A 13,185-nucleotide genomic window follows, 5' to 3' on the forward strand; every position below is an offset into this window, starting at 1 on the left:
GTCCTGCCAGGACCAGGCACGAACACACCCCTTCGGGTGAGAATCCCCTCCGTGAACCCGAGCAGCGCCCTGAGCGAATTCCTCCGCACCCGCCGAGCCCGGCTGCAGCCCGAGGACGTCGACCTCCCCGACTACGGCGGCCGCCGCCGCGTCGCCGGCCTGCGCCGCGAGGAACTCGCCCACCTCGCCGGCGTCAGCGTCGACTACTACACCCGCCTCGAACAGGGCCGCGTCGGCAACCCCTCCGAAACCGTCCTCGACGCCGTCGCCCGCGCCCTGCGCCTCGCCCCCGACGAATCCGGCCACCTCCACCGCCTCGCCCGCCCCGCAGACCGCCCCCGCCGCCGCCCCACCACCCGCCAGCAGCCCCGCCCCTCCCTGCTGCGCCTGCTCGACCGACTCGACCACACCCCGGCCGTGGTGATGGGCCACCGCATGGACATCCTCGCCTGGAACCGCGCCGCCACCGCCCTGTTCGGCGACTACGGCGCCCTGCCCGTCGAAGAACGCAACATCGCCCGCATCACCTTCCTCGACCCCGCCTCACGCGACCTCTACGGTGACTGGGCCGACTGCGCACGCGAGAACGTCGCCTTCCTCCACCTGGAGGCGGGCCGCCGCCCCGACGACCCCCTGCTCGCCGAACTCGTCGGCCAACTCTGCATCACCAGCCCGGAGTTCCAGCACTTCTGGGCCGAACACCCGGTCGCCGACAAGACCTCGGGACGCAAACTCTTCCACCACCCCCTCGCCGGCCCCATCGACCTCGCCTACGACACCCTCCGCCCCGCCGACGACCCCGGCCAAGCCCTCATCACCTACACCGCAGACCCCGGAACCCCCTCCGACGACGCCCTCCGCCTGCTGCTGTCCTGGTCCGCCTCGCGCTGACCACCGGCCTCAGCGGCGCCCGCGCTGCTGCGGCCGCTGCGACGGGGCCGGCGGGACCGGATCGATCGCCAACCGCACGGAGGTCTCCCGGAGGGCGACCGTGGTCGGGTGGTCGGGCCCGAAGACGCGCACGTGGTCGGCCAGGGCCGCCCGCATCAGACGCTGCGCATCCGCCCGCCGCCCGGCGATCCGGTACAGGGTGGCGAGACAACCCCGGGCCATCACGAGGTACGGGTGATCACGACCGAGGCGGTGCTCGGTCTTGGTCCCGACCTGCTCCAGGACCGTGATCGCCTCGTTGAGCCGCCCGGTGTCGCGGTAACCGGCGGAGAGGTTGATCCGGGTGACGACGGTGTCCTGGTGGTGCGGGCCCAACAGGCGCAAACGGTCGGCGAGCGTCTGCTCCTCGATGGCGACGGCTTCGTGGACCCGGCCCGTCACCCGGTAGCAGCCGGCGATGTTCGAGCGAGCGGTGTGGGTGTCGGGGTGGTCGGGGCCGAGGATGCGTTCGCGGTCGGCGAGGACGCGCTCGTGGAGCTGCGTGGCTGCGGCGGTGCGCCCCGCGTACCAGTAGCAGTTCGCGAGGTGGGACCGGACGGTCAGGGTGTCGGGGTGGTCCGGGCCGAGGAGGCGGGTGCGGTCGGCGAGGACGCGCTTGTTCAGTTCGATGGCCTCACGGGTACGGGCGGCATCCAGGTAGGCGATGGCGAGTTGGGCACGGATGTTGACACTCTTGGGGTGGTCCGGGCCGAGGATGCGTTCGGCATCCGTGTCGAGCAGTTCCAACAGGGAGATGGCCTCCCCGGTGCGCCCCACCTCGGTGTAGGAGGCGGCGAGGTTGGCACGGGCCGTGAGGGTCCGCGGGTGGTCGCTGCCGAGGGTGCGCTCGGTGTCGGCAAGGACCTTCTCCTCGATGTCGATCACCTTGTTGACGAGCCCGCCCTTGGAGTAGGAGATGGCCAGTTCGGAGCGGGCGAGCAGCGTGTCGGGGTGGTCCGGTGCCAGCAGGCGCTCGCGGGCGGCGAGCACGCGTTCACGCAGCCGGATGGCCTCCTCGGTGCGTCCGGCCTCCTGGTAGGCCCCGGCCAGGTTGGCGCAGGTGGTGAGGGCATTGCGGCTGTCCGGGCCGAGGAGACGTTCGAAGTCGGCGAGCACACGCTCGCCGAGGGAGATGGCCTCTGCCGTGCGTCCCGTTTCCCGGTAACAGGCAGCGAGGTTGGCCCGGGGCAGCAGCGTGGTGGGGTGGTCGGAGCCGAGGACGCGTTCGTGATCGGCGACGACGACTTCCAGGAGGCCGAGGGCCTCGTTGTAGCGACCTTCGGAGTGGTAGCCGGCCGCGAGGCTGTTGCGGGCGGCGAGGGTGTCGCGGTGGTGGGCGCCGGCGACGCGCTCGCAGCAGGAGGCCAACTGCTCCCAGTGCCGGAGGGCGGCCGTGTGGAGACCCGCCGCGAGGAAGCTGATGCCGAGCTGGTGGAGCAGGGGGTGGGATCCGCCGGCAGGGTCCAGCAGTTCGTCCCCCGCGTGTTCGGCCAGCACGGCACCGTTGCCGCGGAGTACGGCCGCGAGCTCCCGGTCGGTGTGCTCCTCCTCGGGCCACAGCTCGATCAGGGCGTCGGCGGCCGTCCGGTTCGGGCGCTCGTCCCCGGGCGTGGCGTCGCGCGCGGCCCGGGCGGTGAGGGCGTGGACGGTCACCTCCCGGTGCGGGGCCTCGGTCAGGGTGACCAGGTTGTACGCGTGCAGGACGGCGAGGGCGTCCCGGGCATCGTCCGCCTCGACCGGCGTGCCGGCCGCGGCGCTGAGCCGGCCCAGTACGGACTCGGTCGCCCAGAGGTCCTGCGGGTGGCCCGCCGGGTCGAGCAGCGCGACGAGCCGCAGGGCGGGCAGGGCGAGCCCGACCGGATCCTCCTGCTGAGCGGCGTCCACCGAGAGCAGCAGGGCCGTCGCCACCGGGCCCCGGTAGCCGTCGGCGCCGGATCGTGCGGGCAGCACCTGATCGAGCGTGCGACTGCGGTTGCGGAGGAGTTCGAGGTAACGGCCGCTGCTGCGCCGCGTGTTGATCATGTAGGCGGCGGCGTGGGCCAGCGCCAGCGGGAGACGGCCGAGGGCGTCGGCGAGTTCGACGGCGTGCTCGTCGAGGAGGTGGGCGCAGCCGGCGCGGTCCATCCGCTCCCGCAGGTAGGCGGCGGACTCGGCGGGGGAGTACGTGCTGACGTCCACCAGGGCCCGGTCGCTGCCGGTGCTCGCGGCGCCCCGGTGCCGGGTGGTGGCGATGACCCGCCCGCGGCCGCTCTGGGAGGCGGTCGGCCACAGGTCCTCGGGGGTCGCGTCGGTGGTGTTGTCGAGGACGATCAGCCAGGACCGCTCGGTGGCCGCGAGCCAGTCCAGGAACCGCTCCGCGTCCCGTTCGACGTCCGCGACTGCGCCGCTCGCCCCCGGCACCCGCACCAGCGCGGCGGCCCTCGCGTAGGCGTCGGTGACGGCGGCGGGCTCGGCGGCGTTCACCCACGCCACCAACTCGGTCCCCGCAGCGAGGGCTTCCCGTGCGTAGTGGGCGGCCAGCTGGGACTTCCCGACGCCTCCGCCGCCCGCCAGCACCTGGCTGAGCACGACCGTGCCGTACTGCTCCCGGGCCGCGTCGATCGCCTGCCGCAGTTCCGCGCGCGGCTGGAAGGCACTCGCCCTGGGCGGGATCCGCCCGACCACCACCGGCCACTGCGTACCGGCCGGAGCCGGCGGCAGGTTGACGGTCATCTCGCCCGCCTGGAAGGTGTTGCCGTTGATCGTGCTGTTGTCGATGCCGTTCCTGACCAGCCGGCCCTGCTGTTCCTGCACCTGTGCGCCCCCACCACCCGGCGTGTCGAATGGCCTCCATTATGGAACCGCCGGACAACTCGGAGGCTCTGCCGTAGCGTCCCTCCACGTGACCCTCGACCAGGCCTACGTGAACCAGATCTTCCTGCCGGCCACCTATGCCGGCGGCGTCCCGTACGGGATCTTCCGGGAGTTACGGGCGACGGCGCCGGTGTGGTGGGTGGAGGAGCCGGCGGTGGGGGAGTGGCCGTCCGGGCCCGGCTATTGGGCGGTGTTGCGGCACGGTGATGTGAAGCACGTACTGCGCAATCCGGCCGTGTTCTCCTCGCAGTCGGGGGCGACGCAGATCCGGGATCCGGATACGGCCGCGGACCTGGAGTTCGCGCGGGCGATGATGCTCAACCAGGATCCGCCGGACCACTCGCGGCTGCGCCGGATCGTCGCGGGGGCGTTCACGCCGCGTGCGCTGGGGGAGTTGGCGGCGGGCATCGAGCGGCATGCCGCGGACGCGGTCCGGGAGGTACGGGCGCGGGGGGAGGCGGACTTCGTCGGGCTGGTCGCCGATCTGCCGGTGCGGACGCTGGCCTGGATCATGGGAGTGCCGGAGCAGGACCGGCAGTTGCTGCAGGACTGGGCGAACCGGGTGATCGGCTACCAGGACGCCGACTACGCCCACTCCGGCACAGCCGGCCCGGCCGGCCTCAGCGACATCGGCCGGGCGGCGCTCGCCCACCGACCCACCGCCCGGACCACCGCGGACGGCCGTCCGGTGAATCCGCGCTCGCGGGCCGCCCTCGCCGACATGTTCGCCTACGCCCACGCGCTCGCCGAACGGCCGCGCCCCGGCAGCATGTTGGCCCGGATGCGGGAGGGCGGCCTGGACACCGCGGAGTTCGAGACGATGTTCTTCCTCTTCGCGGTCGCCGGCAACGAGACGGTGCGCAACGCCCTGCCGGGCGGCGTGCTTGCGCTGCTCAGCCATCCCGAGCAGTACCGACTGCTGTGCGATCGGCCGGAGTTGGTGCCTTCGGCGGTGGAGGAGATGTTGCGCTACTGGCCGCCCGTGGTGGACTTCCGGCGGACCGCCGCCCAGGACGTGGAGTTGGGCGGCCGGCTGATCCGCCGGGGGGAGAAGGTGGTGGTCTACCACGCCTCCGCCAACCGGGACGAGACCGTGTTCCCGGACCCGGACCGTTTCGACGTGACGCGGACCCCGAACGACCACGTCAGCCTCGGCTTCGGCCCGCACTTCTGCGTCGGCGCCCAGCTGGCGCGCCTGCAGATGACGGCGATGCTCCGCCGGGTCCTCGCCGAACTGCCGGGGCTGGCCCTGGTTCCCGGCGCGGCGCCCGACCGCCTGGTGTCGAACTTCCAGAACGGCCTCAAGCACCTGCAGGTCCGCTGGCAGCCGCGCAGCTGACCCGTCATTCCGCGGGCGCGGCACCCCTGGTGGTCAGGTTCCCGCAGAGGTCCGTACGGACCCGGCGGCGGATCCGTTCGACGGCGGCGGAGTGGGCGAAGGCGTCCGAGACCTCGGTCAGCCAGCCGACCTCGGCCGCCAGGTCGCACGGGTCCGGGTGCGGGGCGGGGCTGACGGCGGGAACCCGGAAGCGGCGGCCGGCCGCGGCGGCCTCGATGGCTGCGGCGATGACGGCGGCCTCGACGGTCGCGGCCCGCGGGGGGCCGGCCGGCAGGCCCGCGCAGGCCGCGGCGGCCCAGTCCGGCACCTGCGGGTGGACGTGCGCCCGCAGCGCGAGCCGGCCGTCGTGGATCTCGATGACCCGGCGGTAGAGCGCGAACTCGGCGTTGCGCAGCGGGACGGAGAGCATCCCGCCGGGTGTGCCGGCGTCGAGCGCGATCTGCGGGTGGGCGGCGTGCAGGGCCGACCAGAGCGGTCCGATCCTGCGGTAGCTGCGCCAGGCGCGCAGCCGCCGCGCGGGCCCGGCGAGCCGGGCGCCCCAGCCGGGCAGGGTGGCGCCGCCGATGCCGAGCGCGGACGAGAGCAGGGCGAAGGGAACCGACCAGGACGCCTCGGCGGTCGCCCGGTGGCCGGTCCTGAGTGCGACGACCAGCGGGAACAGGCCGAGTGCCGACCACACGAAGGCCGAGACGCCGCCCGCCACGACCACCCGCAGGCCGGTCCTGAGCAGGCCGGGCCCGACGTGCCGGGCGGACCGGTGGACGACCACCGTGAACAGGCCCACGCAGGCGAGGCTGTGCGCGGTGAAGAGGGCGTTGTAGACGGTGAGCGCGGCCCGTCCGCTGTCGGACACGGTGAACTCGCCGTCGCCGGCCCGTACTCCGGCCGCCAGGTACGCCGCCGCGGCGATCACCATCACCGTGAGCGAGAGGGCGCTCTGGCGGCGCGCCCACTGCCGGGCCCGGTCTCCCGGCCGCACCGAGTGCGCCATGAGGGCGAGGAAGTACGCGGCGGCGAGCTTCGCCTCTCCACCGAGCAGGGGGAGCAGGTCGGTCAGCGGCGGCCGGACCGCCTGGGAGGCCGAGCGCGAGAGGAGGACCAGGGACAGGCCGACGCTGAGTCCGAGGCCGATCAGGTACCGGGCCCCGGCATCCGCCCGGTGTCCCCAGATCAGCCGGATCCGGTGGCCCGCGCTGAGGAGGGCGACCGCGCCGGCCAGGTAGGCCACGAGCTCGGTCACCGGGGGCCGCGCCCGGGGGCGGCCACGGGTCTTGTCGGTGCCGCACGGTCTGCCATGGAGCTCCCGGCCGCGGGGGCGCTCCCTGCCGCCGGAGCGTTCCCCGCCGCGGTGGCGCCGAAGACGGAACCGAGCCGGGCGGCGGTCTCCGAGGCCTCCGGACCACCGGCGGCGGCCGAGAGTGCCCGCTCCTGCCGGGCCGCCCGGTGGAGCACCAGGGACGCGAACAGTTCTGCCTCGCGTTCCTCGGTCTCGGTGTACCCCGTCCTGCCGAGCACCCGTCTGATCAGCTCGCCCGACAGACTCGGCAGCAGGGTTTCGGCAGTCGCCCCGGCGAGCCCGTCCGGCCCGCCGCGGTGGCCGCAGAGCAGGTGCCCGACCTCGTGCAGCACGATGTGCCGCTGGTGCAGGGGGGTGGTGTCGCGGGGGTAGCCGATGTAGTCCGCCCGGTCGGTGCTCACCAGCAGCCCGCAGGGCCCGGAGGTGGGGGGCCAGGCCAGCGGCAGGAGTTCCACCGGCCGTCCGAGCCGGGCCGACAGGTCGGCCGCGAGGGCGTCCGGGTCGAAGGTCTCCCGGACGGGCAGGGTGGCCGCGATGCTGCGACATCGCCGCCACAGCTCCCGCTGCTGTCGGCCACCGACCGTGCGCTGCCAGCCAACAACCACGAGCGCTGCCCCCTCGTCCGCCGGATCCGCCGTCCGGTCCGCTGTTGATCGCTAGATCGTAGAGGGGCGCGGCACGCCGGCGGAATCAGTCAGAACGCTGGGATCTGGCCTCTCTGCGTGCGATCGCCTCGATCATGTCGCTGATCGTGCCGAGCCCTTCGGGCGACAGCGTGACGGCCCGCAGCGCGACCTCGCGCACCCCGGCGTCGCGGAGCGCGCCGAGCAGCGCCAGCTCCTCCGCGATCTGCTCGCTCAGCCCGTCGTCGAAGAAGTACGCGGGCGGGACCTGGAAGAACTGTGCCAGCGCTTCGAGATGACGCTTGGTCGGGTTGTCCCGCCGCCCGGTGCGCAGCTGCCACAGGTAGGTGGCCGAAAAGCTCTCCCCGCTGGCCTCCCGGCAGGCCCGCGCGACCTCTTCGTTGCTGTACGGCTCGTGGCTGGGCCGGCGGATGGTCTGGAACAGCCGGTCGATCCGTTCGGCGAGCGTCGGTGCGGGTGCGCCCGGCTCGGGTGCCACTGCGCCTCCTCGGTCGGAATGTCGTGGACGGCCATCGTAGTGCGCCGGACGGGGCGGTGACGGCGGGCCCGGTCCGGCCCGGAAGCTTCGGCGACGTCCACGGCGACGTCCACGGCGATGACCACGGCGACGCCCGCGGGGCTCCGCGGGGCGCCCGCGGGGCGTCCTCGCGCGGCCTGGGCGTTCCGCGCACTCCATTGACATGCATTTCAGTTGAGATAGATTCCTCCGCATCAGCTGAGATGAATGACCCCCCGTCCTTCGTCCCGGTTGTGTCCGCGTTCCACCGACAGAAGGGAAGCACCATGCACGAGAGCGCCTGGATCAAGCCGGAGATCGCCCCGGTCGACTTCGACGCGGAGATGGGCTGCGCCTGCGCCTGCGGCGCCCTGGCCGGTTCCGGCAGCGGCCAGTCCGACTCCTGACCGCCGGCCGGCCGGGTCCGCCACCGGCCGAGGCCTGAACGCCGGGGTCCGCAGCCGGCCGAGGCCTGAACGCCGGGGTCCGCCGCCGGCTGCTCCGCCATCAGAACACCAGGTGGTGCCCGGGGCTCCTGCTCGGGCACCACCCCTCACTCACTGGCGAGGTCAAGGATGAAGCTGCTGGACCTGTGGGACGACCTCCTCGTCCCCGACGACCTGGTGTACTTCGCGAACGACGGGGACCGGTTGGTCACCAACCCCGAGCTGGCGGCCTGGTGCATCCTCTCCGAGCCGGAGACCCGGGTGCTCCAGGCGCTGGCCCGCCGCCGGCCCCGGCCCGCGCCGGCCACCGAGGACACCGACGCGGCGGAACGGGCCCTGGCCAAGCTGGTGCTCAACTGGCTGGTCTACCTCCCCGGCAGACGGCCCGCGATCCGCGAGCCCGAGCCGCCGCTGACCACCGTGTACTACGCCATCACGGACGGCTGCAACCTGCGCTGCCCCTACTGCTACGCCTCCTCCGAGAAGGCGCTGCCCGGGGAGCTCGACACCGCCGAGTCGCTCGATCTGGTCGACCAGATCGCCGACATGAAGGTCGGGCACCTGATCTTCACCGGCGGCGAGCCGATGCTGCGCAAGGACCTGTTCCGGATCGCCCGCCACGCGCGGGACCGCGGGCTGGCCGTCAACATGATCACCAACGGGACGGTCATCCGCCGCCCGGAGACCGCCCGGCAGATCGCCGAGCTCTTCAACCTGGTCACCGTCAGCGTCGACGGCGGCACCGCGGAGATGCACGAACGCACCCGCGGGAAGGGCACGTTCGCCCGCACCGCCAACGGACTGCGGCTGCTGAACGAAGCCGGTGTCGTGCCGGTGATCAACCACGTGGTCACCCCGGAGAACGTCGACCTGCTCGACCGGCTCGCCGAGTTCGTCGGCGGCCTCGACATCGCCCGGGTACGGCTGATGAACCACTCCGACCTCGGCCGGGCCGCGACCGACGGCTACGACTTCGGCTGGGGCGAGTACCAGAAGATCCTCGACTTCATGTGGACCAACCCGCTCACCAAGAACCTGCTGCCGGAGGGCCCGAAGGCGAGCAAGCCCTGCTCGATCAGGGGCAACTGCGGCATGGGCGGCAACGAGATCTACATCAACTCGCTGGGCAACGTGTACCCCTGCAAGCTCGTCACCGAGAAGCAGCACCTGGCCGGCAACGTCCGCCGCAAGCCGCTCGCGGAGATTTTCGCGGCGCCCGTCCTCGCCGACCTGCGGCGCAACAGCGTCTACGCGGGCGAGAACCTCCAGGACTGCCGCCGCTGCTACATCCGGGGCGCCTGCGGCGGCGGCTGCCGCGCGTACCACATGGCGGAGACCGGGGACATCCACCGCAACGGCCGCCACCTCTGCCGGATCCTGCGCCGGTCCATGATCGCCAGCATCTGGGAGTCCACCGGCGTCCCCGGAGCACGGCTGAAGGCCGAGCAGGAAACGATGATGACCCCCCGGCTGGTCCTGGACGACTCCGTCCACCCCGTGCACGACGACTGGAAGACCGCAGAGCGCCGCCTGCTGCCGCTCGCCAACTGAGAGGACCGACCGATGCGTTACCGGATCGACCCCGAGGTCGTGTGGACCCCCTCCGACGGCGAAGTGCGGCTCTACTCCGCCCGGATCGGCGAGTTCCAGACCCTCAACAGCACTGCCGCCGAGATCTGGATCCTGCTCTCCGAGGACCGCTCGGCGGAGGACGCCACCGCCGAACTCATCCGGCGGTACGGCGCCACCAGCCCCGCGCAGCAGGCGCTGATCACCCGTGACATCCAGGAGTTCGTGGGCCGGCTGGTCGCGGAGGGGCTGGTCCAGGAGGAGTCCGGTGCGGCACACGCCTGAGGGGCCGTCGGAGGCGATCGTGCTGCGCGCCGTGCTCGCCGCCGCCGGGAGGGCGAGACTGCGGACCCGCGGCGAGAGCATGCTGCCGGCCATCGCGCCGGGGACGGTCGTCACCGTGGAAGCCCTGCCGCTGCCCCGGGTCGTCCCGGGCGACGTGGTCGCCGCCGCCGTCGGCGCACGGATCATCGTGCACCGGGTGGTGGCGACCGCCCCGGACGTCCTGCTGACCGCGGGCGACAACCTTCCGCTGCTCGACCCCGTGGTGGGGCCGGACGGCTACCTGGGCGTGGTGCCCGAGTACCGCGCCGCGGTGCCGCCGCGGCAGCCCGACCTCTCGGCGCTCGGGCCGCCTCCGCGCGACCACCAGCACGACGACGGCCCGGGCCGTACCCGGCTGTTGGTCCCCGGCCCGGTGGCCGGACACCGGTCGACGGGCCTGGACGTCCGACAGTGCGAGCGCCCCGAGCGCCCCGGGTGCCTCGCCGGGCCGGTGATCGGGATCTCCCCGTTCGGCGCCCTGCCGCCCGAGACGCTGGACACCGTGCTGCGCGCCGCCGGAGGTCGCGACCTCACCCTCCTGGTGGGGTACTCCTTCGGCTACCCGCAGGCGGCCGACGGCGGACGGCCGCTGCTGCCGCCCGACAGCGCCGACCTGCACGTCCGCTTCGGCAGCCCGCTCGACCCGCCCGGCCTGGCCGCCACGCTGGACTTCGCGGCCGACCGCGTCCGCGCCCTGCGGCCCACCCCGCCTGCCGTCGCCCCGCCTGCCGTCGCCCGGCCGGCCGCGACCACGCCGCCGGTCGCCGCCCCGCCGGTCGCCGCCGCGCTGGCCGCGGCCGCCCGGACCGCCGCTGCCGCGCTGGCCGCCGCCACCCCGCTGACCGACACCCACGGAGGGTGCCCCCGATGACCGCCGCCGTACACGCCGAGAACCTCGTCAAGCGGTACGAGGGCATGCAGCGCAACGCCGTCGACGGACTCTCCTTCAGCATCGAACCGGGGGCGGTCGTCGGACTCCTCGGACCGAACGGCGCGGGGAAGACCACGCTCACCAAGTTGCTCTGCGGCGCCGCCGTCCCCACCGGGGGCCGGATCACCGTGTTCGGTGCCGGGCCCTCGGCGCACGGCGGGCGGGCCAAGCTCGACATCGGGGTCGTCCACCAGTCCGCGCCCTTCGACATGATGCTGACCGTCCTGGACAACCTGCGGATCACCGCCGTCCTCAAGGGAGTTCGCTGGCGCAACGCCCGACCGGCCTGCTACGAACTGCTCGACGCCCTCGGCCTCAAGGACGCGCTCTCCCAGCTGGTCTTCACCCTCTCCGGCGGAGAGAAGCGCCGGCTCCAGGTCGTCCGGGCCCTGCTCGGCCGCCCCCGGCTGCTGCTGCTCGACGAACCCTCCGCCGGACTGGACGTCAGCGGCCGCCGCCGGATCTGGGAGCTGCTGCGCGAACTGCGGGAGCAGGACGGCACGACCGTGCTGTGGACCAGCCACTACGTCGAGGAACTGGAGCGCAACTGCGCCCGGGTGCTGATCGTCGACCGTGGCCGACTGCTGGAGCACGGCTCACCGGCGGACCTCGCCGAGCGCTTCGGCCACCAGACGGCCCTGGTGCGGCCCGTCGATCCGGAGGACTCGGCGCGCCTGGCCGGCCTGGCCGAACAGGCCGGACTCAGGGCCGTCGCCGCGGACGGCGCGGTGCGGATCACCGGGCGCGGGGTCCGCGACCTGCTGCCGGGTGTCATGGCCCGGCTCGGTTCGCCGGAGGGCCGGAGCGCCCCGGTGGAGTTCCGCACACCGTCGCTGGAAGACGCCTTCCTGGAGCTCGTGGAGAACCGCCGTGACCGTTGAGATCCCTGAGACCGCCGAGACCACCGAGACCCCTGACGCCGCTGCGACCACCAGGGACGCTCCCGCCACCGCCGTAGCACGGCAGACCGAGGCGGGGCGGAGGACCTGGCAGCACGACGTCCTCGCGGTGCTCTACCGGGAGTACTGCCTGCTCACCCGCAACCGGACCAACCTGCTCCTCGCCATCACCCCCAGCGCCGTCTACCTGCTGCTGTTCGCCACCTCGCTGTCGCGGCTGATCGGCGACGTCCGGTACCAGGGGCGGCCCTTCGGCTACGCCGAGTTCACCGTCCCGGCCCTGCTGCTCTCCTCGATGCTGGCCGCGGCGACCACGGCCGGTGCCTCGCTGTTCCAGGAGCGGATGGGGAACATGGACGTCGAGCTGTGGTCGTACCCGCTGCGGCGCGGCAGCTACATCACGGCCAAACTCACGGCCGGAGCCGTGCTCGTCCTGGCCCAGACCCTGGCGGCGCTGGCCCTGGCCGGTGTCCTGTTCTCCTTCCGCTGGCCGGCCGACCACTGGGCGGCGCTGCTGCTGGCGACCGTGCTGGCCTCGGTCGCCTTCAATGGTCTCTACCTCCTGCTGGCGACGGCCTTCAAGGACTTCCAGCGGTTCACGGTCACCATCAACGTCCTGGCGCCCGTGCTGCTCTTCGCCGCCCCGTCGTTCTACCCGGTGGAACAGATGGCCCCGCTGCTGCGCTGGCTGTCCTGGGCCGACCCGGTCACCTACGGCATCCGCTGCCTGCGGGACGCGGCCCTGTTCGGGTTCGGGACTGCCTGGCCGTGGATGCTGGTGCTGGCCGGCATCGCGCTGGCCACCGGTGCGCTGATCACCCGTTCGATGGTGCGGCAGGCCCGCCGCCTCTGACTCCGGCCCCCGCGGTCAGCCCGCGCAGTGCGGGCAGAGCCCCCGGTAGGTGACCTCGGCCTGCGAGACGGTGAATCCGAAGCGCTGCTCCGCCGGGAGGTCGGCGAGCGGGTTGCCGAGCGGGTGGACGTCCCGGATGGCGCCGCAGCCGGTGCAGATCAGGTGCTGGTGCGGGCGGTGGGCGTTGGGGTCGTAGCGCTTGGCGCGGCCGTCGGTGGAGACCTCGATGACCTCGCCGAGCGTGACCAGCTCGCCGAGGGTGTTGTAGACCGTCGCCCGGGAGATCTCCGGGAGGCGCTCGGCCGCCCGGGCGTGCACCTCGTCCGCGGTCAGGTGCACGTGCTCGCCGTCCAGGACCTCGGCCACGACACGCCGCTGGGACGTGAGGCGCCAGCCGCGCCCGCGCAGCCGCTCCAGCAGGTCACTCATATCGGTTCACCTATTCAGGTCAAGGGGAAGACCGGAGTTTACCAATACACATCCTGAGGTATCCGGATCCCGATCGGATATGGGTTTGGTGTCTTTCTTGACTTGGATTCGGTCCATCGTAGGATCGGCTCCGGCGCTAGCCTAGGTACCAGCACGACATGCCGTAGGTAGCACA

At 73.1% G+C, this 13,185-nt stretch carries 13 protein-coding genes; 8 read left to right on the forward strand and 5 right to left on the reverse strand.

All coding sequences use genetic code 11. From position 1 onward, the window contains the following. Nucleotides 1–51 precede the first annotated feature (51 nt). Nucleotides 52–891, forward strand: a complete 840-nt coding sequence (locus BX285_RS17965; protein ID WP_121175681.1) for a helix-turn-helix transcriptional regulator — start codon at nucleotides 52–54, stop codon at nucleotides 889–891. A gap of 9 nt (nucleotides 892–900) precedes the next feature. Here the strand turns inward: BX285_RS17965 and BX285_RS17970 are convergent, their stop codons facing one another. Next, nucleotides 901–3,723 carry a tetratricopeptide repeat protein gene (locus BX285_RS17970; protein ID WP_147465186.1) on the reverse strand — a complete coding sequence of 941 codons (2,823 nt, stop codon included), beginning with the start codon at nucleotides 3,721–3,723 and terminating at the stop codon, nucleotides 901–903. A gap of 88 nt (nucleotides 3,724–3,811) precedes the next feature. Between BX285_RS17970 and BX285_RS17975 the strand changes: the two genes are divergently transcribed. Next, nucleotides 3,812–5,122, forward strand: coding sequence for a cytochrome P450 (locus BX285_RS17975; RefSeq protein WP_259470565.1), 1,311 nt, complete (start codon nucleotides 3,812–3,814; stop codon nucleotides 5,120–5,122). A gap of 4 nt (nucleotides 5,123–5,126) precedes the next feature. On the opposite strand, the gene BX285_RS17980 is transcribed toward BX285_RS17975, so the two are convergent. From BX285_RS17980 to BX285_RS17990, 3 genes are all read right to left on the reverse strand, one after another. Continuing rightward, nucleotides 5,127–6,362: an MAB_1171c family putative transporter gene (locus BX285_RS17980; protein WP_121175683.1), complete on the reverse strand. Its 1,236-nt coding sequence runs from the start codon at nucleotides 6,360–6,362 to the stop codon at nucleotides 5,127–5,129. After that, nucleotides 6,359–7,024, reverse strand: coding sequence for an ImmA/IrrE family metallo-endopeptidase (locus BX285_RS17985; RefSeq protein ID WP_183107091.1), 666 nt, complete (start codon nucleotides 7,022–7,024; stop codon nucleotides 6,359–6,361). The genes BX285_RS17980 and BX285_RS17985 overlap by 4 nt, the downstream gene beginning before the upstream one ends. Before the next feature lie 85 nt (nucleotides 7,025–7,109). Continuing rightward, nucleotides 7,110–7,541, reverse strand: coding sequence for a helix-turn-helix domain-containing protein (locus tag BX285_RS17990; protein WP_097238908.1), 432 nt, complete (start codon nucleotides 7,539–7,541; stop codon nucleotides 7,110–7,112). 305 nt (nucleotides 7,542–7,846) lie between these two features. Between BX285_RS17990 and stsA the strand changes: the two genes are divergently transcribed. The 6 genes from stsA to BX285_RS18015 all read left to right on the forward strand — a co-directional run bounded on the left by stsA (nucleotide 7,847) and on the right by BX285_RS18015 (nucleotide 12,581). Next, nucleotides 7,847–7,966: a StsA family sactipeptide RiPP gene (gene stsA / locus BX285_RS39495; RefSeq protein ID WP_373560528.1), complete on the forward strand. Its 120-nt coding sequence runs from the start codon at nucleotides 7,847–7,849 to the stop codon at nucleotides 7,964–7,966. Between the two features lie 168 nt (nucleotides 7,967–8,134). Continuing rightward, entirely contained in the window at nucleotides 8,135–9,556 is a 1,422-nt protein-coding gene (gene stsB, locus BX285_RS17995) for a StsB family radical SAM/SPASM domain sactipeptide maturase (RefSeq protein ID WP_121175684.1), read from the forward strand. A gap of 12 nt (nucleotides 9,557–9,568) precedes the next feature. Then, on the forward strand, nucleotides 9,569–9,859 hold the full coding sequence (locus tag BX285_RS18000; RefSeq protein WP_097238910.1) for a PqqD family protein: 291 nt from the start codon (nucleotides 9,569–9,571) through the stop codon (nucleotides 9,857–9,859). Then, nucleotides 9,843–10,769: a S24/S26 family peptidase gene (locus tag BX285_RS18005; protein WP_121175685.1), complete on the forward strand. Its 927-nt coding sequence runs from the start codon at nucleotides 9,843–9,845 to the stop codon at nucleotides 10,767–10,769. Before BX285_RS18000 ends, BX285_RS18005 begins: the two co-directional genes overlap by 17 nt. Next, nucleotides 10,766–11,710 carry an ABC transporter ATP-binding protein gene (locus BX285_RS18010; RefSeq protein WP_121175686.1) on the forward strand — a complete coding sequence of 315 codons (945 nt, stop codon included), beginning with the start codon at nucleotides 10,766–10,768 and terminating at the stop codon, nucleotides 11,708–11,710. Before BX285_RS18005 ends, BX285_RS18010 begins: the two co-directional genes overlap by 4 nt. Further along, nucleotides 11,700–12,581, forward strand: a complete 882-nt coding sequence (locus BX285_RS18015; protein ID WP_259470566.1) for an ABC transporter permease — start codon at nucleotides 11,700–11,702, stop codon at nucleotides 12,579–12,581. The genes BX285_RS18010 and BX285_RS18015 overlap by 11 nt, the downstream gene beginning before the upstream one ends. A gap of 15 nt (nucleotides 12,582–12,596) precedes the next feature. Here BX285_RS18015 and BX285_RS18020 read toward each other — a convergent pair whose 3' ends face one another. Then, nucleotides 12,597–13,010, reverse strand: a complete 414-nt coding sequence (locus BX285_RS18020; RefSeq protein WP_121175687.1) for a Fur family transcriptional regulator — start codon at nucleotides 13,008–13,010, stop codon at nucleotides 12,597–12,599. Between the last annotated feature and the right edge of the window lie 175 nt (nucleotides 13,011–13,185).

The sequence above is a fragment of the Streptomyces sp. 1114.5 genome, assembly GCF_003635085.1.
Taxonomy (GTDB): domain Bacteria; phylum Actinomycetota; class Actinomycetes; order Streptomycetales; family Streptomycetaceae; genus Kitasatospora.

Excerpts from the sequence above, each read along its gene's own strand:
- stsA (WP_373560528.1), top strand. The coding sequence starts at position 7,847 with ATGCACGAGAGCGCCTGGATCAAGCCGGAGATCGCCCCGGTCGACTTC.
- stsB (WP_121175684.1), top strand. The coding sequence starts at position 8,135 with ATGAAGCTGCTGGACCTGTGGGACGACCTCCTCGTCCCCGACGACCTG.
- BX285_RS18000 (WP_097238910.1), top strand. The coding sequence starts at position 9,569 with ATGCGTTACCGGATCGACCCCGAGGTCGTGTGGACCCCCTCCGACGGC.
- BX285_RS18010 (WP_121175686.1), top strand. The coding sequence starts at position 10,766 with ATGACCGCCGCCGTACACGCCGAGAACCTCGTCAAGCGGTACGAGGGC.
- BX285_RS18020 (WP_121175687.1), bottom strand. The coding sequence starts at position 13,010 with ATGAGTGACCTGCTGGAGCGGCTGCGCGGGCGCGGCTGGCGCCTCACG.